Origin of the sequence: Burkholderia sp. Nafp2/4-1b, from assembly GCF_003635165.1 — a bacterium.
Lineage (GTDB): Bacteria > Pseudomonadota > Gammaproteobacteria > Burkholderiales > Burkholderiaceae > Burkholderia.
This window is the reverse complement of sequence record NZ_ML058644.1, coordinates 1-21,923: the sequence shown is the minus strand read 5'-3', so window position 1 is coordinate 21,923 and position 21,923 is coordinate 1. Positions and strand designations below refer to the sequence as shown.

The following is a 21,923-nucleotide window of genomic DNA, read 5'->3' as shown; positions in this document are numbered from 1 at the left end:
CACGTCCGCATCGGAGAATGTACCTTTCGGCCGCGTCGTGCTGTCTTTCGACCCGCACGCCGAACAGGACTGGGTAGAACCACTTTCGTCGACTTCCTCGAACGTGGCCCCGTGCGCCATCGCCTTGTAACGGAGCTTGTTTCGGAAGGACGACCAGGATGCGTCGTAGACGCTCTTCGCCATCCTGGTTCTGGCGAGTTTGACAGCCGACACGTTGCCGACCGCGATGTAATCGAAGCGCCGCACCAGATCGAGCGCGAGCTTGTGTTGGAAATCGGCGCGAGCATTTGCGATCTTGGCGTGCAGCTTCGCGATATGACGCTTGTGCTTTCTCGCCCGTTGCGCTTTCGCCAGCTTTTCCGCCGCTCGTCGACCGAACTGGTCATTGGGCAGCTTCTCGCCGGTCGAAAGTGTGGCGAAGTCTTTCAGGCCGAGATCGATGCCGACGCCGGAACGGATTGGGCGGGCCAGAACATCGGGCATCTCGATCACGATGTTGAGGAACCAGTTGCCGCGTGCATCCTGCGCAAAGTTGGTCCCGTCCTTGATCTTGCCTTCGGGAAGCGGCCGGCTGTTGAACACGCGAAAGGTGTTCCCGGCAAAGCGGAACGCGTCACCTTCGCGCTTCAGATCTCGGCCCTTCAACGGCACCCAGCCGAGCGACTTCCTGCCGCGATAACGCAGGTACGGGCGACGGTGCTGGCTGCGCGACTTCGCGTATTGCTCACACATTGCGTTGACCGTGCCGGAGTGAATGCCGAGTTCCTTGCTGCTGCCGGTAGTCAGCACGTTCAGGTCGAATCCTGTAGGCCACTTCTTGCCCCACTTGAGCGCGTGCTTCTGCGTGTCATTGCAGAAGTTCCACACGTAGTTCACTGCTCGGCTTTGCTTGTTCAGCAGGCCGCTCAACGATTTCACCCGGTAGCGATAGACAAGGATCATGCCGGTCATTTTAACGTTGGAATGCCGCTGTCAAACAGCGGCGCTCCTTTCGTCCCCGTCCTGAAGGACAGGGTTTCTCGGAGCAAATGATGAATGTGTGAAGTGGTTTCACCTTTCGCGCAGCGCAGTGCTCTCCTTGTCACGTTGATTCGACGCGACTGCGGGGGCCGTGAGATGCGAGAGGGCCCTTGATCCACCGTTGGTGGCTTCCGCATCGATTGATGGGGCAGCTGCTTCGTACGTTTTTGCCAGAGCGCACAAGGAGGCTGAACCATGCGAGAGCTGAAGAAGCTGGTTCTCGAGGACCTGAACTGGTCAAACATCTTTCCGCATTACCTCGACAGTCGTTATCTGGGGGATGGCAAGAAGCGCTGGTGGGCGTGCCCGCTGTGTGATGGCGAGGAGACATTTCGGCTCTATTCGCCCGAGAAGGATCCGAAGGGCGGCTGGTACTGCGCTCGCTGTGCGAAGGGCGGCACGGGCGTGCGGCTCATCCACGAGGTGACTGGCAAGCCGTATCGCGAGATCTACTACGAGCTCGAGACAGGAAACTATAACGGTGGCATTCCCGTCGAGGTGGCGCGCAAGGTGAAACCTGTCCCGGTCCGGCCTGAGAAAAGTGACGAGCAGAAGTGTCGCGCGATGCAGGTCGCATGGGATGGCGCCGGGCCCGTCACGGCGGAGTCGCCGGTATGGGCGTATCTGGCGAGCCGGATTCCCGGGCTGCAGATCGAATGGATCGGCAAGGATGTGCGCTACCACCTCGGTATGGAGTACGTCGATGCGTGGGGAAAGAAGCAAGGAAAGTTTCCCGTCATGCTGCTGCGTGCGCGTTCGCCGGCCGGAAAGCCGCGTCGCCTTCATCGGACCTACCTCACGGCTGATGGCGCAAAGGTTCCCTTCCTGACGAAGAAAGGGAAGCAGCGAGCGAAGCTCGAGATGAGCGCGCCGGACGGAAGTTTTGGTTCGTCGGTGCTGCTCAACACGACGCGGTCGCGGACCCTCGCGCTGGTTGAGGGTTCGGAGACGGGGTTCGCGGTGGTTGCGCGGTATCAGAATCGTATCGAGGTTCGCAGCCTGCTGAACTGCGGCGGCCTCGAGCGCGCTGACATCCGTTGGGACCATTACGACCACGTGATTATCTACGCTGACCGCGACCGGGTCGACGCCCGCCACGGGTATCGGCCCGGCGAGCATCACGCCAATATCCTGGCCGATCGGCTTCGTAGCCTAGGAAAGCGCGTCTCGATCGTCCGTTCGGTGGTCGAAGGCGTGGATTTCTGCGATGTGTGGGCTCAGCAGTACAAGCGCAGGACGCAACGTTACGAGCTTGCGACCGCGAGACGGGCGATGCGCGATGAAGCGCGTCGGCGGAATCTCGCGCTCGCGGATGGAAGCAAAGTGTGCCGTGTAGTTTGAATTGAACGCCGGCGATTGCCGGCAATGCCTTGTTTGCCCGGTGGGGATACGTCCCCGCCGGGCCGTATTGCGCCGGGCCTCATTCGGAGACTGATGATGGCCTTTCGTATGTTGCTGGGAGAGTTCGAGATCGTCGCAACCACGGGTGCGGCGAATGGCGGGCAGCCGACGGTGCTGTCGAAAGCGCAAGCGTTCGACGTCATCGACCGGAAGTGCGAGGGCGAGGCCCGCTACGTGTTGCGGGACGAGCCGTTCGAACCGGCTGTGGACTTCTGTATGGCATGGCTCGCGCAAAAGGCGGCCAGTCGCAGACATTGATCTTGAAGCGAAGCGGCTCACCATTTGGTGAGCCGCTTTTTTTTCGTCCATGGATTCTGCATCGGCAACGGCCTCCCGGAGCCTACAGCACGATCCGGAGGATCAGCAGGAAAAGCTTATAGGCGCCCGAAGCCCACACCGCGCCAATCGCTCCACCGATGAGAAACGGCTCGGCCAGAGTCCCATAGTGGTGCGCATGCAAAACGATGCCGATGAGCCAGACGAAGGCGAAGGCGTATGCGAGGATGACGCGTCGGACCAGGAACGGCAGGTGCTTGTACAACTGATACGCCGCCGATGCGATCGCCGTTACCTTGTTCATTCGCGGTCTCCAGACATATGTTCCAGCTTGGCCAGCCCCGCGAAGAAGTATTCAATCGCGATGCGCATTGCAACAAAGCTGAGCCAAAGGTACGGCGATGACAGCTTGTGGATTAGCTCGCCGTGGCGAATCCAGTCGATGAGTTCCAGCATGGTGTGCATCCTCTATGCACCGGTGCATAGCGCGATGTGCGCCATGAACACCGGTGTTATGTATCCATCTTCGCAGCTGCGCGGCGAAGTCAAGTTCAGCTAGTAGAACGCCGAGAACTGATCGGCGATAGCTGACGTGTCGTGCCCGTTGTCGGTCGGCAGTGGGTCGGGGCCGCGGACGTGCGCCGCGACGTCGACCGCGCCAGCAGGTCCCGTGTTACGTCCGTGCTCGGTGACCTTGTCCGACCCGACGGGAGCCGGGCGGTCCAACGCGTCGTCCCCGCGCGCGGCACGCGGCTCGACGACCGTGCCGCGGCAAGCCGCTTCGGCAAGCGTGCGCAACAGCGCAGCCCGCGCGCGCGGGGACTCGACGGCCGACAGGCGCGCAAAGAGAAACGGGCAGGTCACGTCATCGATGACCAGCTTCATCGGGAACTTCGCGCTCATGCTTTTGCCGGTTCGCGCGTCCGTTCGCGCGCGAGGCCGGCCTCCCCGACGATCAGGAAGCCTTTCGCATTGGCGAGGCAGGGCGTATCAATCACTTCGATATGAACGCGCGGAAACGCCCTTCGGATGACGGCCGCATACGGCGCCGCACCTCCACCACACAGAATGATGGAGCGGACGTTCGTGAGTTGGCCGACATTGTTTTGAATCTCCTTCACGACCGCCGCGATAATGGGTTGCGACCTCTCCAGATACGGATCGAGATCGATATCCGAACCGTAGAAGTAGAAAGTCGTTCGCTCGCGCAATGCCTTGTCGATACGTTCGAGGTCATCGACCTGCTCGCCCTGGTCGCGAGAGATCAGTCCCGCGATTCGCTGGTAGATCTGCGATGCGCCGCCCGGAATACCGCCGCTACGCTTGTCGTCCATCGTGAAGCCGTTCGCGTACACCCAGTCGGTGGTGAAGTAGCCGACATCGATGACCAGGTGTGCGCTGTCTCGGCCGAACTCGTTCTGCCGGTTGCCCGACGCGGCAACCAGCGAACCGAGCGGCTGCGGGATCACGACCACCTTGTCGACAGTAACGCTCGATGTGCCAAAGTCGAGCTCTCCGGCGAAGCGCTCCTTAAGTTCGTTGGAGTACTTCTGCATGTTGTGGACGGGCAGACCCAGCACCAGTCGCTCGACATGCGTCACGCCGGCAAAGCGCATCGCGCCCGCAAGCAGGGCCGCGTAGTTGTTCGACAGCACGAAATCATTGGACAGTGCGCGGCCGGTATTGCCGTACGCGGCCGTCAGCGAGACATCTGGGCCGACTTCGTACTCGACGTCGTCAATTACGATCGAGGCGATCTTCCGTGAGGCGAGCACACCCTCACCAAAGTTGGACAGGGTGCGGCTCGCGGCAAGCGGGGCGAGCGACGGGAACATGCCGGTCGCGATCGCGCCGTTTGCGGCACGGTGAGCGTATTTGGTATTGCCATAGCCGACATCGACGGCGAAGACGGAAGTTTTCACAAGGACTCCATACGGTAGAAGTTGGTTGCCAAGTGGCATGTGCCACTTATCTGACACTTAAGTGTCACTTCGAGCCCTTGTAAATTGATCGGCATCGGAAAGTGACACTTATCTATCAGTTAAGTGTCACTTCGTGCCGAAGCGGCAGGCACCGAACGGCAAGTGACACCTATCTGTCAGATCGTGTTGAACCAAGTCTATCGAGCGACGCGCAAAGTCAAGTTGCGCAAAGCGCGCCGGTTCCCGCCAGCTTTCGGCCGGCGAGCCGGCGCAAATCGCTCTATTCTTCTTCTCACCTACCGCGTCATCGACGCATCGAAACCGAGTGCAAGGCACTCGCTCGTCCTCTTGGCCCGCAACGGGCGTCAAAAAGCAGTCAAGTGTTCGGGCCGCACAACGAAGCGGCCTTATTCTGAATCAGATCAAGTACACAGCGGTCCACAGTGAGGACCGCTGGACAGTGCGACATCCATACGATCGGCGACGGTTTGTCGCCACAGGACAGCATGAGGACAAGTGGAGACCCGGACACCGGACACTCTACGAGTGCTCATGCATGTCTGAACACGCCCTTTCAGCGATCGATGCTGGGTGCACTCAGGAAGCCCGATACACCGCGGCCGACATGAGTGTGCTTGGGGGCGGGGGAAGTCTTGCGAACCGGAGAGACCGGTGTTGCGATTCCCTGATTGGAAGAACGAACGGTAGGCGCAGCCATAACCCAAATGCGCAACAGGAATTACCCGGCACATAGCGCGGCGCGGCGACCGCGAGGTCGGTCGTCGCCGAGACGCGCAAGCGTCAGGCTGGCAGGGTAGCCACGAAGCTGAACTGGGCGGAGTCGATCCGCGCAGCGCGTCCGTCAAATGGGCGCGAAATGATCGGCGACGGGCTGCGCGAAGCGCGGACTGCGTCGGTCAATGCAGCAGGATGGACAGTCGGATTGCATGCACTTCCCATGCAACGGGCTGATCGGATGGAATCGCTAAAGGATAGGAAGCAGTAGGACCGCGCCGGCGGATACCGGTGGAACCACTAGCGCGGGAGCGTCGGTGGTAGAGGAATTGTCCGGCACGGCGCCAGGTAGGGGTCCGTGGTGGAAAGGTGAACATTTATGGGGCGTAACGTGAATAGTCTAGACCGACTTGCGCACGCGGAAAAGCAAGTGGCGGTGAGGATGCAATCACTGGTAGCGATTGCTCGATTTGCGTTGCCGGAACGGCTGTCGCATGAACTGCTGGCATTGGATGACGAGGGTTTCGCGAGTGCGGTGATACGCGGGACGGGGCGCTACCTGCCGGATGACCTGGCGCACATGGCTGAGACCGCTCGGCGCGCGAATCTTTTTCTGCTAGCGATTCCACGCGTCCGATCTATGTTCGACCGTTGGGAACTCGCTATGGCCGACTGGATGCACGCCGATATTGTCGTAGAGGAAGAGGCGAGCGCGTATCAACAGGGTATCGCCGAAACCCACGAACTGATCGAGCGCGAGATGTGGGAAGACGTCGCGGATGAGTGCCGCGAGCTGGGTTTGATCGATTAACCCAATTGACCGGTGAGTGATTTCTGCCGGGAATGCGCGGCGTTGGCCGCGAGGAGCAAGTGTATGGCTGCCATCCTCAATGTACGGGCGGTTGTGGGCCGCTATCAACTGTCGCCCGAATTTCGCGATGCGCTGCTCGTGCTTTTCGATCAGCACGTTGCAGACATCCATAGCACGACACGCATCAGCACGCGGGCGCTCTCGATCAGGACGCAGGAAAACCGCGCGGCTGCTCTTTGCAAGGCGTTCGTTGAGCTGCGCGAAGGCGGCTTCGCATTGCAGAGCCCGTGGTCGCTGAAGGAAAAGCACGTGAAGTATCTCGTTACGCGGTGGGTCGATGCGGGGCAGTCAGGTGGTCGGATCGAGAACAAGCTCACCTACCTGCGCGCAATCGCACTGTGGATGGGCAAGACCAATCTGGTTGGCACGCTCGGCGATTACGTGGACCGGCAAGCCGCGGGCCTGGTGCGCAGCTATGTGGCGACCGAGGACAAGTCCTGGGTGGCGCATGATGTGGACGCTGTAGCGAAGATCGACGAAATCGCGTCGACCTGTCCGTATACGGCTGTGCAGCTCAAGCTGCAGGCGGCATTCGGGTTGCGGGTCGAGGAGAGTTTCATGCTACGGCCGCTCGAGGCGGTGCGCAATCCGCAGACGCTCGCCGTTACGCGTGGCACGAAGGGTGGTCGCCCCCGTGAAGTGCCGATCGAGCGGAAAATCTCGATTCTGGAAGAGGCGGCTCGGCTCAGTAACGGTTCATCGGGGTCGACGATTCCGGCCGGCCGCACGCTCAAGCAATGGCGAGACTGGTACTACTACGTGCTCGGCAAGCATGGGGTGACGAAGAACGGGCTTGGGATTACGAGCCACGGCCTGCGCCACGAATACCTGCAGACGCTATACGAGCAGGTCGCCGAGGTCCCGGCACCGGTCAAGGGGGCGTCGGTCCGGCCTGATCCCCAGGCGCACGAAGAGGCGAAGCGCCGGGTCGTGGCGGCCGCCGGGCATAGCCGCGAATCGAAGGCGAATGCGTACCTGTCGACATTCGCGCGGCAGGAGGCAATGCGCAAGCAATGGCCGACCGTGGATGCGGTTGAAGCCGCATTGCGGACCGCCGCCGGCAACAAGAGCCATGCAGCGACAGCACTCGGGATTTCGAGGCAAGCGCTCTATCGGTTGCTCGCGGCGACTCACGATCGGAAGTAAGCGATGAAGAGGGCACCGTTCGCTAGGATTGCGCGCACGTCGAAATGAGGGCGGAAATAGCGTGCGTTATGCTCGCTGGGCCGATGGCATGTTCGGTAAGATGGATTTGTCTCTCAGGTTCTAGCTCGGCCCTCGGATATGGCTAGAACTCTTTTTAAGCCGGCTCGCGCCGGCTTTTTTTTTGTGCGCCCAGCATGGGCGCACTCCTGCGGGTGCAAGTCCCGCCATAAGCTGGTCACGGCGAATGAAGCGAAGCGCAACTGCATGAGGGCGACCGAATGTGGGGAGGAAGCGTGGAGCGTAAATCGCGAGCCGATGAACAAGAACCGCATAGAAGGCGCTGCCGAGCAGGGTGAGCGGGCATAAAACCGCGAAGCTCTCGTGACCAAGGCGAAGCGGCGTAGATGCGGCGGTTGTGCGATGAAGGAGTGCGTTCTTACCTGGGGAGATCTCGCCTCATGCCTGAAAGGGCGACGGTGCTAAGCCGGAGCGAGAAGTCAGCAGAGGCCGTAGTAGCTGCCGGTTGGGGCGAAGGGCCGAACGAGTAGGAGAGCCGAAGGCCATGTTGCTCGGACGTGCAGTGCATCAGAAGCCCGCGCAGGCGGGGCGCAACGCGGGAGGGCGAGGTGAAGCCGCGCCTGAAGCGGAGCGTGATGAAGTACGGACGGCGCGGCACGAAACGGGAGGCTCAGGGCGAGACAGCCTGCTCTCGCAGGCGCTCGCGAGGACGAATTTGGTGATGGCGTGGAAACGCGTCAGAGCCAATCGCGGCAGTGCCGGGGTGGATGGGAAGTCGATCGCCGAGACGGCGGACTACCTTAAAACGCATTGGCCCGGGATTCGGGAAGCACTACTGGATGGAAGTTACCGGCCCCTGCCGGTGCGGCGCGTCCAGATTCCGAAACCCGATGGCGGGATGCGTGAACTGGGGATTCCGACGGTGACGGATCGACTGATCCAGCAAGCCCTGCTGCAAGTCTTGCAGCCTAATATTGATCCGAGCTTCTCCGAACACAGCTACGGCTTCCGGCCGGGACGTCGAGCGCGTGACGCGATGCTGATGGCACAACGGCATGTGCAGGACGGCTACCGGGTGGTGGTCGATGCGGATCTGGAGAAGTTCTTCGATCGGGTCAATCACGACATCCTGATGGAGCGGCTATCGAGGCGGATCGCGGACAAGGCCGTGCTGCGGCTGGTTCGTCATTACCTTGTGGCCGGGATCATGGATGGCGGGGTGGTCTTGGAGCGTCACGAAGGTACGCCGCAAGGCGGACCGCTGTCGCCGCTACTGGCCAATGTGCTGCTGGACGAGGTGGACCGGGAACTGGAGAAGCGAGGCCATCGCTTCGTTCGCTACGCCGACGACTGCAATGTGTACGTGCGCAGTCGCCGCTCGGGCGAACGGGTGCTGGTTAGCCTGCGCCAGGTCTACGACCGACTCCATCTGAAGGTCAATGAGGCCAAGACGGCGGTTGCGCAGGCGACCGGTCGGAAGTTCCTGGGCTACGAACTATGGCGCAGTGCGGACGATCGGATCAAATGCGCGGTAGCCCGAAAGGCCCTGGAGACGTTCAAGCAACGCATCCGCGAACTGACCCGCCGCTCGGGCGGGCGAAGCCTGCCCGAGGTGGCGGAGCGACTGAAGACGTATATGCCGGGATGGAAGGCTTACTTCCATCTGGCGCAGACGCCGAAAGTGTTCCGTCGACTCGACGGGTGGATCAGACACCGGCTGCGCGTGCTGCAGCTCAAGCACTGGCGTCGAGGAACGACGATGTACCGGGAGTTGCGTGCGCGGGGCGCCTCGCAAGAGGATGCCCGCCGGGTGGCTGCGAACAGCCGCCGCTGGTGGCGCAACGGTTCCTTGCTGCTGAACCGGGCGCTGCCCATCGCTTACTTCGACCGGCTTGGTGTTCCCCGGCTCTCATAACCTCAACTGCTCGAACCGCCCGGTGCGGACCCGCATGCCGGGTGGTGTGGGAGGGGAGCGGTCAGATTACCTGACTACCCCTATCCCGATCACCAGCGATCCCGATCGGGCATCGCGTCGACCGCCATCGCGATCCGGTCTTCGAACAGGAAGTCCCTGTGTTCGGAAGGCGACGGAATTTTCGGGAACTGCACATAGTCTTGCCCGTCGATTTCCACCCACTTCGCTAGCTGGACGAGCTTGCGGTATCGCGCGGCGTCTTCGAGCACGGGGGAGATCGGCCACGTGTCGAGGGTGACAACGGTCGCATCGACGATGCGTTGCGCGAGCATCTTGAACACGGGGCCAAGCGTGGCCCAATCGCCCTCGGCACGAGACAACAGGTCGAGGACCAACTGCGCATCGCATGCGCCGAGCTCGCGTTCGACAAGTGTTTGCAGATCGTTCTCGCCCGCCTTCGGGCGGCTCAGACGCCGGTTCCACGTTTGCGCGCAGCGCTTCTTGGCCGCGATCTCGTCATCGCCGATGGGTTCCCACTGCGTCGACAAGCCGCAGCCTGTGCAATGGATGCAGACGAGCTTTTCGGTCAGCGGTGCTTCGGGCGGGCGCGGCAGCACGTCTCCCAGACATGGCGGCCCGCCAAAACGACCGAACTGGCTGAAATCAAACGCGCGGTTCTCTGGGCAATCGATCAGTCGTTGCGACCGCCCGATCGTGGCCCGCCCTCCGCAGTGGTCGCAGGGATAAAGCTGCTCCAACATTTGTAATATAAAAATAAGGTCGTGACCGCCGCATTATTGCCGCTTTTGTGTGACAGACAAAGGGGAATTAAACGGAGATTGTCCCCAATTAAATTCACGACTCGGTAACTTGCGCTTTCAGGCGGTCGCCTGTGACCAGACGACCGTGCTGCGCGCAGCCGCTTCGACGCGCTCCAGATACCGAAGATAATCGTTGGTATCGTGCCGAGTAACGGTCGTCGGAATGACGGTCACGGTGCGCTCGTCGCTCGGCGCGCGAGTGAAAATCCTGCGCATCGACTCTGGCTGATCGACGATCCAGAAATTCCACTGGCGGACGAAATGCCACCAGGTGCGTGCGCGCTCCAGCTCGGCCCACGTTGCACTGAAATCGAGGACTGCGCCGAGGTTCGTGAAAAACGTGCATCGAATGCCATCCGCGTCGGCGGCCGCGACTACCGCCTGGCGGCCATGCGAGATCGAGCCGGCTTCGCGGCATGCCATCGACAGGGCGGGAAAACGCGGCGCCCAGTCGTGTGAACGGGAGACTGTGCGGTCGAGAAAGAGTGACTTGCCTTGCATATCGGCCTCCATGGGCATTGAGCATGCATCCATCTTGCCGGTCGCAAGTCAATGTCAAGGTTCGTCGCCGCCAATCGGCTAAAGCGTGCGCTCCTGGATGCCGTAATCATTGGACATTGCAACCGCTTGAGCGTCCTACATGAAGCCGAAGTCCGCGATTCGATCCAAGTCCGATCTGTTGCCCATCCCTGCCGCGGATCGTGACGGGATCGCGCTCGAGTGCTATCTCGCGCTGTGCACGCTGCGGGCTAGTCAGGGAGATCGCCATACGCTGTCTGTGCTGACCCATGCGCTTGTCGCGGCGCACTTTCTGCTGGAGGCCGAGGTAGGTGACGGAAGCGAGAGTCGGGCGACGTTTGCGGCAGCGCAGGATGCGATCAACGAAATCGACTCGGGTCCGGTGGTTGCTGGACGGTGTGTGGTGACAACGGAATCCTCGGCAGCCGCGATCGGCGCGTTGCTGGCGCTCTACGATCGGCAGCTGAAGCGGGCACCGCGCGCGACGGTAGCCTGGGTCGTCGCGCAGGTGAATGCATATTGGCGCGAGTCGTCCGGGGCGCCGACCGAGCCGGAGCGGCTCGCGGCCTAGGCAGACCAATGACGGGGCGACGCGGGGCCGTTCCGCATGCTCAACGTCCCCCGGACGGTGCCGTAAACCCGGGTGGAAATTGGGATTTCTTCCTCCTCGTTGTACTCCACCTCGCCCCGCACTTGGCATCCAAGGCGGGGTTCTTTTTTCGTCTGCGCCAGCTCAGGCGGCGGGGCGACGTTGCGCGGTTGGCGGGAGTGTTACTGACGAGAGCGGATCCTCGATGTTCCATTCGACGACCGGAATCTCGCCGCGCATCACGCATTGGGCTTGGCCGGCTCAGATCGGTTGTATTCTCGACCGGTCGCCTTCTCGGTCAGAAACCATTGGCCGCTCGATAGGCGGGTCACGTGGCAATAAGGGAAACGTTGTTCCATCAGCATTTTCTCATTGGCGTCGCGTTGGTCGCGCCAATGTCCAATGAGTCGAAGAATTTCCCCGATCGCCCACCCGCAGGCGAACAATCCCGCCAATGCGCATCCGCAGATCATCCTGGTGCGGGGGCTGAGCCGAGTGAAGACCGTCACGAGGTCGGCGATTAGCATGACGATGAACGTGGTTGGGAAAAGACGTTGCATGATGGTTAAGGGCTCGGATTGGAGGTTCCCGAAGGCAAGCCGGCTGGCGTGAGGACCAGCCGGTCTAACGGAACATGGTTACGCCCTCAGAATGAAACGCTGGGGCAATGGCCGTCAGTTCGATTGTGGCCAGTGGCCACCACGTGCTCAGTCGGAAAGCCTCTTCAATTCGGTCAGCTTTCCCGCAACCGTCATAGCGTCCGTCAACCGGTCGTCGAAGCTGGAAAAGCTATACGTTTTTCTCGAGCTTTCTGGGTTTGCCCCCTCAACCGGTTGAGCTGGATGGCGTCTTGCCTAAAAAATGTGCAGGGAGCGCTCCGCCACGTCCGGTGCGGTCTTCCGGGACTTTTCCACAACCTTGTTCAGGGAAATTGTGAGTATCTTGCTCGCCTTGCACTACGCACGGCTGGCAAAAGCTCCTGCGATATCCAACTCATTGCCCGGCCAGTGATGGGCGACCACGCGATACGATCCTTCCACCTACCGCGTCATTGACGCATCGACCAGAGTCTGCCGCCGGCGGCCTCCCATATCACCCAGACGGGACCACTCCCGTCGGGCGTGCTCTCCCGTTCATCCCTGGAGAGCATCATGTCCCATCTGCATATCGGCGCCTGCGAGGTGCTTGCATGAGCCGCAAGAGCGCAGAACGCAAACACGACCAAACCGCGGACCCGTACCAACGCGAGTTAGTGCAAATGATCAAGGCTTTCTCGTACGGCCAGCACACGCATACTGTGTTTGCCGACTTCGTCGAGTTGGCCGCGCTGTCGATCAGCAACAGCGTCGATCGCACGCAGTTCGAGGCGCGCGAGAAGCGCTATCTAGAAATCGTCGGGAAGTACGAGCGCGAAGACGTCGAGCGGTTTCCCCGCATGCTTGGTGCGCTGACACTGTCATTCGAGCATCGGATGCAGGTGTCGGAGAAAGCCGGGGCACACGCCGTACCCATCTTTGATGGTATGACCGACGTTCTTGGCGAAACCTACATGATGCTGGAGCTCGGGAATGCCCGGGCCGGGCAGTTCTTCACTCCATACCACGTGTCGCGCCTGATGGCGATGCTGACGACCGGCGACGGCCAACCGCACATCCAGCAGCACGGATTCCTGCGGATGCGGGAACCGGCGTGCGGTGCCGGCGGCATGGTCATCGCGACGGCCGAGGCGCTCGCGGCCGCCGGTCATAATTATCAGCAGACGATGCATGCGACCTGCGTCGACATCGACCTCGTCTGTGTCCACATGACGTATCTGCAGCTGTCGTTGCTGCATATTCCCGCGATCGTCGTGCATGGCAACACGCTCACCGGCGAGGTATGGGGTGTTTGGTATACGCCGGCTCACATCATGGCCGGTTGGCGATGGAAACTGCGCCGACGCGAGCGCGAGCTCTCCACGGCGGCGCTCGCTCTCGAGGCGTCGACAGCGGACACCCCGCTGACGGAAGACGTGTCCGAGCCGGAGCCGGTGCTCACCGCTACGATCGAGTCGTGCGTGTCGAGACCTTTGGTCGATGACGAAGTCGGCGACATCGCCGTTGCCGAGCCAGATGTGATCGCTCAACCCATGAACGATCCGACGTCGATCTCCGACCTGTTTGAGGCTGCTGTCGTGCAGACCAGTCCCGCCGCGATCTTTGCGGCGATCGACCAGATGACCTTGTTTTAGCGACAGTCTCCTGAACCCGGCCCGATCTTTGTGATCGGGCTTTTTTTTCGAAAGCTAGGCTGAAATTCAGCGCTTTCCTGACGCTCGTCCGTTATTCGAGCGGTATCGTTGTCCTATCTATCGCGTCTCTGACGCATCGACCCGCCGGCTACGCTGGCAATTCATTTCTTATCAACCCCATCGGGAACCACTCCCGACAGGGGGCAGGTTCCCACTCTGGAGAACCTGTCATGCAACACGCCAATCTTCAACAACCCACCATCCCGCTCGGTCGCATCGTCCTCGGTCCGAACCCTCGAACCTACTTCGATGATGCGGAGATGGAAGAAATGCGCGCGTCCGTGCGCGCACGCGGCGTCGACACTCCGGTGCTCGTGCGTCCGCTCGACGACGATACATTTCAGCTGATCGCCGGCGGACGCAGGTACAAGGCCGCGATGGAAGTTCACGGTGAGACCTATGCCATGCCGGTCTCGATCAAGTATGTCGATGAGATCGAGGCACAGGAAATCGCGCTGGTGGAGAATATCCAGCGCGCGGACATGTCGTCTGGCGAAGAGGCGGTCGAGGCGGCCAAGATGGTCGGCCGCTACAAGGGCGACCGGGAAGAGGCCGCCCGCCGCATCGGCTGGAGCCTTCAGACGCTCAATAGCCGTCTTGCCCTCATGAACTGCAGCGTGAGCGTGCTGGAAGCGCTCAATACGCGAAAGATCATCCTCGGCCATGCCGAGCTGCTCGCCGCAATCTCGAAAGAGAATCAAGACAAGGTCCTGCCCGTCATCGTCGCCGAGAAGCGGTCGGTCGCCGATGTGAAGAAGCTGGTCGAGTCGGTGTCGTGCTCGCTGAACGCAGCGATCTTCGACAAGGGAGAGTGCACCAGCTGCCCGCACAACTCGTCGACGCAGTCAGCATTGTTTGGTGAGTCGATTGCGGATGGTAACTGCACCAACCGCACCTGCTACAACGAGAAGACCGAGAAACAACTCGAAGCAACGGCCGCGGGCCTGCGCGACGAGTTCCCCCTCGTTCGTATCGTGCGCGCGGGCGACAACCATACCCGCGTGCAGATTGCGGTCGATGGTCCAAACGGTGTGGGCGAAGATCAGGCGAAGGCCTGTCACTCGTGCCAGAACTATGGCGCCGCGGTGAGCGCGTTGCCGGATTCGATCGGCAAGGTGTTTCGCGGTCAATGCTTCGATACCGTGTGCAACATGAAGAAGGTTGCGGCACGGATTCAAGCGTCGAAGGCGGCAAATCAGTCATCGGCAACCGCGAAAGCGGGGGCCGCGCCCGATAAGGGCGCCGCAAAGGCGGGCGGCTCGAAGTCCGAACCGGCAGCCGTCACGGTCGTCGCGGAATCCGACAAGGTGAAGCAATACCGTGTCGCCGTCTGGCGCAAGGCGCTTCGTCGCGATATCGGGACGAACGGCATGCTCGCACGTCAGTACCTGATCGCGATCGTCCTGGCCGGATACGCCCGGCAGATCAAGGACGACACCTTCCGGCTCGTGTTCGAGAAGATGACCGATGAGAAGGTGCCGTCTGGCGATCTCGCGAAGGCGGTCGATCTGGTGCAAGCGACAAGCGAGCAGCAACAGGCGGATCTCGTGACCGGCATGCTGCTTTCCGCGATCGAAGGGCTCGACGTGTCGTACCTGACGCAGCTTTGCAAGCAACACAAGCTGGATCTGGCGAAGCACTGGAAGCTCGACAAGATCTTCCTCGAGCTGTTGACGAAGGCCGAGATGATGGTCGTGGCCGACGAAATCGGGCTGCGTATCGCAATGGGCGACGACTTCAAGAAGGTGTTCTCGAAGTCGAAGTCGGAAGTGGTCGAGGCGCTGCTCAACGTCAGCGGTTTCGACTACGCAGGCAAGATCCCGAAGGTCCTCAAGTTCTGACATGCGGGGCGGCCATGCGCCGTTCCCTCCTTCATGTGCGCCGCCATCGTGCGGCGCTTTTCATTTTCCGGAGATTTTCATGTTTCAAGCACTCGAACCGCTGATCCGTTCGGCTGAGAAGTTGACGCTGTCACTCGCGATGGACGGCGACAACGTCGTGGTGTTCCTGACGCCGCAAGGCGGCAAGGACGCCACGCTGCGTCAACCGCTCATCCTGAAGGCGACGGCTGCGGAGTTGGATGAAGGGTTCGCCGCGGCGGTCACCTCCTACTCGACGGCACACAAGTCGCTCGAGGAGCAGGTAGCGGCAACGAACGCGATCCTGGACGAGCAGAAGGCGACGCAGGTGACGAAGGCGCAAAAGGCCCTGACCAAGGGTTCGAAGGTGCCGACGGCCGGCGCAGCAAGCGGCGCGCAAGACGAGGACGACGACAACGACGACGACGACGACGGCAATCAGCCGGCACCGTCCGCGCCGCAGACCTCGGTTGCCGAGTCGAAGCCGGCCGGCACCGATCTCGCATCCTTGCTCGATTAAGGAGGTATCTCATGTCAATCAGCATCGCAGCAGTTGTTCGCGAATTCCTCTACAACGGCATGGCCTTGATGGATCCCGGTGCGGCGTTCTCGCCCGATCAGGTCCGCGATCTGTACACCGCCCAGTATCCGGAGCTGACGACGGCCGCCGTCTCTGGCCCGCAAATCAAGGGCGAGGTCATGTCCTACACGTTCGTTCGCGCGGCGGGCGCCAAAGGCGCCCATGCGTAAGGACGCTCTGCTCAAGGCCCTGTCCGATCCGGATGGTGGCTTCAACCAACAGGAGCCGGCCGAAAGGCCGGTTTTTTTATATGACGAGGAAATGCGGAAATGTTCTTCGATCCTGCACTCCCTGATTCAAGCATCGCAGCTGGCTCGGCCGCGCGCTGGCAACCGCCACGCGCTGCTCCTGCCCGACGTCGACCTGCCGCTGATCTTCTGACGCTTCCGTCCTTCTCGACGGAGGTGCTGCAGGCGGTTCGGTTGAAGTGGCGTGAAGACGTGAACCTGTCGGACCTGGTCCTGAAGCACTTCCAGTACGGGCCGTTGCGCGCACGTGACGTTCATGATCCGGCCGACGCCGGCGACGCGTTCCAGCAGGCGTTTCATGCGTGGACGCAACGGCAGTATGCGCGTCTGTCTCGGCTGCGGTTCGCGCCGCAGCTGTTCGATGCGCATGCGGTTCGTGATGTTCTCGATGGCCTGGGTAACGGGAACAACGATGACGACCCGACGCCGCTGTTCTTCGGGTTCGGCCTTGAAGATGAGTGGGTGTACTCGCTTGAAGGGGCGATCGAGACACTGCGATCGGCCCACCCGTTGCTCTTCCGGACGGTAATGGCCACGTTGCACCGCGCATCGGCCCGGACGATGTTCATCCGCCTGCCAGACTGGTTCATGTACGAATTTTCGTGCTGGTACTGGGACGGCGATCCCGACATTTCGGACAAGGATGCGGACGAAGCGCTGAAGGAACGCTTCGAGGACGACACAGAAACTCGGTCTGCGTATCTGCCGTCGGTTGTTCGGCCACAGCTTTGCCCGGACGACGCTGATCCATCTGTGTTTGACGGCGGTAAGTGGCGTGATCGACGCGTCCTGACGGTGCCGGAGCTGCTTCGGCTTCGCGCTCGCAGCAGCGGTATGCCCCGGCGCGTCTGCACCGAGGTGCTCAAGCTGCGCGCACTCATGCGCCGTAGCCGAACGCGAGATTTGTTTCACGTGAGCTACGCCGCAAATCCGGTGTACGCGCTTTGCTCGGTAATCGTCGAGGACAACCAGTTTGTCGGCGACCTTCTCGATTGTCATTTCGACAATGAAGCCCAAGCCGGTGATGCGACCACCTACAGCGGATTTTCCCGCTTGGCGTCGACTCCGAAGGCCATTCGCCGCCAGTACGCCGACCTGGCACTGGCGTTTCGCATTCTCACTCACCTTGACCGGCTTCTTGCGCTGGTGAGCCAACCTACTTAAAGGAGTGTGTCATGTTTGGTATCTCGGCCGGCAGAACCGGCTCTGATGTCGCGTTGTCGCAAGCGCTGTTGCTCTATACGGGCAAGGATGGTGCGCATTTTGCGACAGCCCACGCTGTCATCGCTGACCGCCAAAGCGGTCGACCCGTCATTGGCGCCGGTCGGCCGCTCGACCGAAAGGCGCTTGTTCAAACGCTTCAGCAGCTCGCCGAGCACGTCGCCCCGCGGGCGGAGTTTTTGCCCGCGACGGTGCTCGGGGTCTCGCCTGAAGCAGTCACGTGGTGGTGTCCGCCATCGATGCGCCGGGTGTTCTTTGAATGCGAGAACCTGGGTAAGCGAAGCGCCGTTGTGCCGCATCCGGGGCTAGTGTTCCAGGCCTCGAATCAGGGGTTTCGCGTGTTCGCGGTGGCATGCAGCGATCGCCCGGTTCGGGAGACGCCGTTGTTCGAACCGCCGTACTTCAACACCTGGGACATGGGCCGGATCTGCATCGGTAGTGCGCAGGTTCCGAAGCGTGTGGATGTGGCGTCGATCGATGGCTGGGAAGCAGGGTTCTTCGATTCGGCCTTCACGCATCCAAACGCAGGCGGCAAACGGATCGAGTACAAGGATGGCGAGTACGCATTCTGGCGCGACATGCTCGACGGCAAGTTCGGCGAGACGTTTCCGCTCAATGCGCTGGTGCCGATGAAACGAACGCTCGAGCAGCTGGTCAACGGTCAATTCGGGAGGGGGCGCATGAATCCGCTCGATACCGTTCTCCAGCAGTCGTTCCCGTCGGTGATGGTTCCGAAGCGGGAGGCCGTTGTCCCGATGACGCGTCCGGGTGAGCGCCTGCTCATCGCATCGGATGGCGTCTATCTCGAAGTCCTGCGTCCCTGGGTGCGCGTGGTGCGTCGCATCGCGCAGTACGCAGTCTCGACAGCTGTCCCGTACGGGAAAGTCGAAGAGACGACGGCGCTCTTGTGCGGGCAGATTCCGGCCGCGCTCGTCGCTCAGTTTCATGCGATGGCCCGGGCAGCGATGCCAAACGAGGTCGGCGCGTGGATTGTCTGGAACAGCGTGACCTGTGCGTTCCGCATCGTTGCGTTGCCATCGTTGTCGCACGGGTCGGGGCATCTGGTCTATGAGCGGCCGCGACTGGCAGACGGCGAATGGCTCGTGGTGGATTGCCATTCGCATGGCACGGGCCCGGCGTTCTTCTCGCGCACGGACAACCAGGATGACCAGCATGACGTGAAGTTTGCGCTCGTGCTGGGCCATTGCGATCGTACGCCGTCCGTCGCGCTGCGGCTTTGCGCGAAGGGGATCTTCGAGAAATTCGAGCGTGTGCCCGAGCCGTGGGCGGCCGCGCTAATGATGGGGGTGGTGTGATGAGCGAGGCAATCACTCACAGTATTCCGGCCGACATGATCCGCCGGCCCTGGCGCGTCGTGGTGGTTGGAGCAGGCGGGACCGGGAGCGCATTTCTTCCCAGTCTCGCGCGGCTGCATCACGCGATGATCGAGCTTGGCCACCCTGGCGGGATCGAGTGCACGGTGTACGACGACGACACCGTCAGCGAGACGAATGTCGGGCGGCAGGGGTTCTATCCCAATGACGTCGGGCATTACAAGGCGCTGCTGCTCGTGAATCGGCTCAACAACCTGATGGGAACCAACTGGGTTGCGGAGCCGCAGCGTGTCGATTCGTCGGTGCGGATCGTCGCCGATATCGTGGTGGGCTGCGTCGACTCACGTCGTGCTCGGCACGCGATCGTGCAGGCAGCGAAACGCGGGAGTTGTCGCTATTACCTCGACTGCGGAAATGAGACGGATCGTGGTCAGGTCATTCTTGGGGAGTTCGGCAAGGCTCGGCACGACCGCTTGCCCCATGTGGGTGATCTGTTCCCGGAACTGCTGAACGCCAAGAATGACAAGGGCGACGACACACCGTCCTGCTCGATGGCCGATGCGCTGCGCAAACAGTCCCTGGTCATCAATCAGGCGATCTCGGTACAGGCCTACAACCTGCTCTGGACGCTTTATCGGACGGGGTCGCTGAAGTATTCGGGCAGCTTTGTGAACCTGGAGACAGGTCGCACCAGCCCGATACCGATCGATCCCGCCGCGTGGGCGCGCTTCGGCTACGAGGCGCCCGCGCCGAAAAAGCCGAAGGCTCGCAAGAGCCGGAAGTCGACGGCAGCAGTTTGACTTTGCCGCCTCATTTCGGGGCGGTTTTTTCTACCCAGCGGGTGCCTGCCCGGTGGGTCGGTGCGCGCGACATTGGAGCAACATATGAAGGATGTTGGGGCAACGACGGAAGCGGTTCGCGATGCTGACTTGCCGCATGCAGTGATCCGGTTCAAGCGTGCGATTCGGTTTCCACGGTTCAGCATGGCCGAAGGGGAGCGATGGGGGTTCGTCGTTTACGGTAAGACGGCGGACCGAATCGCCGCGATCAAGGCAGGCGATAGGTTCGATTTTGCAGGTGGCCAGTGTCTTGCCATCGATGTCGACATCATCTACGAAGGGCCCGGCAATCTCGATTTCAGCCGGGCCGCCGGATACATCTAGCAGATCGCATTTTTCTGGTACCAGCGCCTCCCGAGTGATCGGGCAGACGCTTTTTTTCTTCCAGAGGAAAGCGGGGCCGTTTTCGCAACGATTTCGGCGCGCGGCGCTGGCGCACAGTCCTACACTGATCTTGTTTCTCGCGCTTGTGCGCATCGACCTAGTCGCACCGGCTCCGGCCGTGCGCGTTTCTCTCACCGACAACGTGTCGGCTTCCCCGTCAGGGCAATTTCCCTGACGGGCGATTGCCCTCTTTTTTTGAGGCAATCGTCATGTTCAAGCTTCTCATCTCTGTTCTCCTGCTTGCGTCCTTGACGGCGTGTGCGTCGTACGACTTCGGCTCGCCGGACGTCTACCAGCGCAACGACGTACAGCACGCAGGATCGATCGAGGCGGCCACGGTCGTCAGCGTTCGCACCGTCACGATCGACAGCGGCTCCGATAACTCAGGCCTGTCGTCGCTGCTCAGCGCGGGCGTGAGCGCTTTTCTCGGCTCGCGCACGATCGGCGGCGGTAACGGCCGCTATATCGCCGGTGCCATCGCCGGCGCGAGTGCCGGCTTTATCACGCAGAAGGTATCGGCGGTCCTGCAGCGTCACGTAGGCGTCGAGATCGTTGTCCGTACCGGCGCCGGCCGAGTGCTGGTCGTCGTGCAAACGGACGACCAGCGCTTCACCACGGGCGACCGTGTGATGCTGGTCAGCAGCAATTCGGGGCTGCGCGTCACGCGCTGAGCCCATTTTCGAATCCGGCGATTGCCGGCTTTCCCATGCATAGCGAGGCACTCCGAAAGGGGGCCTCGCTTTTTTTGTTTCGAGGGCAAGATGTTCAAGGTACCGAAAGTTCTCTTCGCCGATCGGCGCGCGGCGGGTGCCGCCTCCGACGCGGCGCTGACGCACCACGTGACCCGAATCCTGCATGGCGTCGCGCGCGATTTGCGGTTGCGTGCGGGCGAGCATGAGGTGGTGGCGGAGCCGGCGAAGGCCGGCCGTGGCTGCCGTGTCACCCTGCGCACCAACAGGATGATGTTTGAGGTCTCGGATGCGGCTTCGCGCCAGCGAGTCGCGATGTCCTTCCGGACGCGGCGCGGACACCGTGACCTGTCGGGCGGCGGCGATAACGCCGTAGCGCTCGGGCAGCTGGACACGGACGAGGGCTACCAGGCGTTGCTTGGGGGCTTGCGGCTCGTAGATGGCCTCGATAGCGATCGACGATAGGAGGCGCGATGCAATTCGTTGAGGTTTGCATCGAGTTCCCATCGGGCTTATCGATCATCGATCGTTGCACATACGCGCCCGATATCGGAATGGTTTACATCTCAGTGAGGCTGCGCGATTTTCTCGCAATAGTCGGCCAGAGCGAGTCTCCACCGACCATCACGGCGAGTTGGGATGGTAACGAGGCGACGTTGATTCAGAGCACGGCTGATAGTTTTGCCGTGATCGAATTGTGGGCGTCTCCAGCTGTCCAGCGAACGTGGCTTAGCTCTAGGTTGATTCGCTCGACGTGGTCGAAAGATCAGCGTCAGCAGTACGGGCGGGTCTGTCACGCGCTGACCGTATCGGCGATCGTGGGCATCGTTGGGTATGCCAACTCGGCTCCCGGCTGGACCTTTCAAATGGCCAGAAACATCGCAGCAATGATTGTCGTCGCTGTGATAACCTTTATCGTCGGAATGGACTCCATGAACGGAGACTAATATGGATTTCGGAATTGTTGCACTGCTTTTGACTCTCGTGTTCTGTGGCTATGGCGTCATCGCGTGCGAGCGCGGCCGGAAGGCAGAGCGCGAGCAACGCCGATTTTCGCATCGCCGCATGCGTTGAGTCGTAGTGACGGCCGCGCATTGTCGCGGCTGCTCTCTCTTAAGGGCTGCACCTTACGGTGCGGCCCTTTTATTTTGGAGTTTCCATCAGTTGCTCCGAGAAACCCCGTCCTTCATGACTGGGTTTTACCCACAAGTTACGGACCTGAATTAAAGATGCGAAACATCTCGGT

General features: G+C 61.3%; 26 protein-coding genes and 1 pseudogene. 19 read left to right on the top strand and 8 right to left on the bottom strand.

Annotated elements, in window-relative coordinates; translation table 11 throughout:
• The coding region (locus tag C7H84_RS34175; protein ID WP_162999480.1) for an RNA-guided endonuclease TnpB family protein at nucleotides 1-942 on the bottom strand (942 nt) is incomplete at its 3' end.
• A 273-nt stretch (nucleotides 943-1,215) separates the two neighbouring features.
• On the opposite strand from C7H84_RS34175, the gene C7H84_RS34170 reads away from it, so the two are divergent.
• Entirely contained in the window at nucleotides 1,216-2,361 is a 1,146-nt protein-coding gene (locus tag C7H84_RS34170) for a toprim domain-containing protein (RefSeq protein ID WP_121862935.1), read from the top strand.
• A 93-nt stretch (nucleotides 2,362-2,454) separates the two neighbouring features.
• Nucleotides 2,455-2,679 (top strand): hypothetical protein, encoded by a 225-nt coding sequence (locus C7H84_RS34165; protein ID WP_041490331.1) that lies wholly within the window; start codon nucleotides 2,455-2,457, stop codon nucleotides 2,677-2,679.
• 82 nt (nucleotides 2,680-2,761) lie between these two features.
• On the opposite strand, the gene C7H84_RS34160 is transcribed toward C7H84_RS34165, so the two are convergent.
• From C7H84_RS34160 to C7H84_RS34150, 4 genes are all read right to left on the bottom strand, one after another.
• On the bottom strand, nucleotides 2,762-3,001 hold the full coding sequence (locus tag C7H84_RS34160; RefSeq protein ID WP_121862934.1) for a hypothetical protein: 240 nt from the start codon (nucleotides 2,999-3,001) through the stop codon (nucleotides 2,762-2,764).
• The gene (locus C7H84_RS36775) at nucleotides 2,998-3,153 is read right to left on the bottom strand and encodes a hypothetical protein (RefSeq protein ID WP_162999479.1); all 156 of its coding nucleotides are present in this window, start codon (nucleotides 3,151-3,153) and stop codon (nucleotides 2,998-3,000) included. The genes C7H84_RS34160 and C7H84_RS36775 overlap by 4 nt, the downstream gene beginning before the upstream one ends.
• A gap of 99 nt (nucleotides 3,154-3,252) precedes the next feature.
• Nucleotides 3,253-3,600, bottom strand: coding sequence for a hypothetical protein (locus C7H84_RS34155; RefSeq protein ID WP_121862933.1), 348 nt, complete (start codon nucleotides 3,598-3,600; stop codon nucleotides 3,253-3,255).
• A complete protein-coding gene (locus tag C7H84_RS34150) occupies nucleotides 3,597-4,619 on the bottom strand; it encodes a PRTRC system protein D (protein WP_121862932.1) in 1,023 nt (340 codons plus the stop codon). Before C7H84_RS34150 ends, C7H84_RS34155 begins: the two co-directional genes overlap by 4 nt.
• A 1,177-nt stretch (nucleotides 4,620-5,796) precedes the next feature.
• Here C7H84_RS34150 and C7H84_RS34145 point away from each other — a divergent pair.
• The 3 genes from C7H84_RS34145 to ltrA all read left to right on the top strand — a co-directional run bounded on the left by C7H84_RS34145 (nucleotide 5,797) and on the right by ltrA (nucleotide 9,304).
• Nucleotides 5,797-6,165 carry a hypothetical protein gene (locus C7H84_RS34145; RefSeq protein WP_162999478.1) on the top strand — a complete coding sequence of 123 codons (369 nt, stop codon included), beginning with the start codon at nucleotides 5,797-5,799 and terminating at the stop codon, nucleotides 6,163-6,165.
• A 63-nt stretch (nucleotides 6,166-6,228) separates the two neighbouring features.
• A complete protein-coding gene (locus C7H84_RS34140; protein ID WP_121862930.1) occupies nucleotides 6,229-7,371 on the top strand; it encodes an integrase domain-containing protein in 1,143 nt (380 codons plus the stop codon).
• 562 nt (nucleotides 7,372-7,933) lie between these two features.
• The gene (ltrA, locus tag C7H84_RS34130) at nucleotides 7,934-9,304 is read left to right on the top strand and encodes a group II intron reverse transcriptase/maturase (RefSeq protein WP_121862929.1); all 1,371 of its coding nucleotides are present in this window, start codon (nucleotides 7,934-7,936) and stop codon (nucleotides 9,302-9,304) included.
• A gap of 89 nt (nucleotides 9,305-9,393) precedes the next feature.
• Here the strand turns inward: ltrA and C7H84_RS34125 are convergent, their stop codons facing one another.
• Together C7H84_RS34125 and C7H84_RS34120 are read right to left on the bottom strand one after the other, a co-directional pair.
• Nucleotides 9,394-10,065: a Lar family restriction alleviation protein gene (locus tag C7H84_RS34125; protein ID WP_121862928.1), complete on the bottom strand. Its 672-nt coding sequence runs from the start codon at nucleotides 10,063-10,065 to the stop codon at nucleotides 9,394-9,396.
• A 117-nt stretch (nucleotides 10,066-10,182) separates the two neighbouring features.
• The gene (locus C7H84_RS34120) at nucleotides 10,183-10,626 is read right to left on the bottom strand and encodes a hypothetical protein (protein WP_121862937.1); all 444 of its coding nucleotides are present in this window, start codon (nucleotides 10,624-10,626) and stop codon (nucleotides 10,183-10,185) included.
• Nucleotides 10,627-10,765: 139 nt separating this feature from the next.
• Here C7H84_RS34120 and C7H84_RS34115 point away from each other — a divergent pair, with 139 nt between their 5' ends.
• Nucleotides 10,766-11,215 (top strand): hypothetical protein, encoded by a 450-nt coding sequence (locus C7H84_RS34115; protein ID WP_121862927.1) that lies wholly within the window; start codon nucleotides 10,766-10,768, stop codon nucleotides 11,213-11,215.
• A gap of 257 nt (nucleotides 11,216-11,472) precedes the next feature.
• Here the strand turns inward: C7H84_RS34115 and C7H84_RS34110 are convergent, their stop codons facing one another.
• Nucleotides 11,473-11,793 (bottom strand): hypothetical protein, encoded by a 321-nt coding sequence (locus C7H84_RS34110; RefSeq protein ID WP_121862926.1) that lies wholly within the window; start codon nucleotides 11,791-11,793, stop codon nucleotides 11,473-11,475.
• A 629-nt stretch (nucleotides 11,794-12,422) separates the two neighbouring features.
• On the opposite strand from C7H84_RS34110, the gene C7H84_RS34105 reads away from it, so the two are divergent.
• From C7H84_RS34105 to C7H84_RS34050, 13 genes and pseudogenes are all read left to right on the top strand, one after another.
• A complete protein-coding gene (locus C7H84_RS34105) occupies nucleotides 12,423-13,463 on the top strand; it encodes an N-6 DNA methylase (protein ID WP_121862925.1) in 1,041 nt (346 codons plus the stop codon).
• 230 nt (nucleotides 13,464-13,693) lie between these two features.
• A complete protein-coding gene (locus C7H84_RS34100; RefSeq protein ID WP_121862924.1) occupies nucleotides 13,694-15,364 on the top strand; it encodes a PRTRC system ParB family protein in 1,671 nt (556 codons plus the stop codon).
• Nucleotides 15,365-15,443: 79 nt separating this feature from the next.
• The gene (locus C7H84_RS34095) at nucleotides 15,444-15,902 is read left to right on the top strand and encodes a PRTRC system protein E (protein ID WP_121862923.1); all 459 of its coding nucleotides are present in this window, start codon (nucleotides 15,444-15,446) and stop codon (nucleotides 15,900-15,902) included.
• Nucleotides 15,903-15,913: 11 nt separating this feature from the next.
• Complete coding sequence (locus C7H84_RS34090; RefSeq protein WP_121862922.1) at nucleotides 15,914-16,132, top strand: PRTRC system protein C; 219 nt, start codon at nucleotides 15,914-15,916, stop codon at nucleotides 16,130-16,132.
• Entirely contained in the window at nucleotides 16,125-16,343 is a 219-nt protein-coding gene (locus C7H84_RS37410; RefSeq protein ID WP_240462180.1) for a hypothetical protein, read from the top strand. The genes C7H84_RS34090 and C7H84_RS37410 overlap by 8 nt, the downstream gene beginning before the upstream one ends.
• Nucleotides 16,265-17,374 (top strand): PRTRC system protein F, encoded by a 1,110-nt coding sequence (locus C7H84_RS34085; protein ID WP_240462181.1) that lies wholly within the window; start codon nucleotides 16,265-16,267, stop codon nucleotides 17,372-17,374. The genes C7H84_RS37410 and C7H84_RS34085 overlap by 79 nt, the downstream gene beginning before the upstream one ends.
• Before the next feature lie 11 nt (nucleotides 17,375-17,385).
• Nucleotides 17,386-18,108: pseudogene (locus C7H84_RS34080) on the top strand (PRTRC system protein B); the annotation flags it as partial.
• A 3-nt stretch (nucleotides 18,109-18,111) separates the two neighbouring features.
• Complete coding sequence (locus tag C7H84_RS34075; RefSeq protein WP_121862936.1) at nucleotides 18,112-18,747, top strand: PRTRC system protein A; 636 nt, start codon at nucleotides 18,112-18,114, stop codon at nucleotides 18,745-18,747.
• On the top strand, nucleotides 18,747-19,565 hold the full coding sequence (locus C7H84_RS34070) for a PRTRC system ThiF family protein (protein WP_121862920.1): 819 nt from the start codon (nucleotides 18,747-18,749) through the stop codon (nucleotides 19,563-19,565). The genes C7H84_RS34075 and C7H84_RS34070 overlap by 1 nt, the downstream gene beginning before the upstream one ends.
• Before the next feature lie 84 nt (nucleotides 19,566-19,649).
• Entirely contained in the window at nucleotides 19,650-19,928 is a 279-nt protein-coding gene (locus tag C7H84_RS34065) for a hypothetical protein (RefSeq protein ID WP_121862919.1), read from the top strand.
• 269 nt (nucleotides 19,929-20,197) lie between these two features.
• The gene (locus C7H84_RS34060) at nucleotides 20,198-20,659 is read left to right on the top strand and encodes a hypothetical protein (RefSeq protein WP_121862918.1); all 462 of its coding nucleotides are present in this window, start codon (nucleotides 20,198-20,200) and stop codon (nucleotides 20,657-20,659) included.
• 90 nt (nucleotides 20,660-20,749) lie between these two features.
• The gene (locus tag C7H84_RS34055; protein WP_121862917.1) at nucleotides 20,750-21,142 is read left to right on the top strand and encodes a hypothetical protein; all 393 of its coding nucleotides are present in this window, start codon (nucleotides 20,750-20,752) and stop codon (nucleotides 21,140-21,142) included.
• Nucleotides 21,143-21,150: 8 nt separating this feature from the next.
• Complete coding sequence (locus tag C7H84_RS34050) at nucleotides 21,151-21,624, top strand: hypothetical protein (RefSeq protein ID WP_121862916.1); 474 nt, start codon at nucleotides 21,151-21,153, stop codon at nucleotides 21,622-21,624.
• The last annotated feature ends 299 nt before the right edge of the window (nucleotides 21,625-21,923 follow it).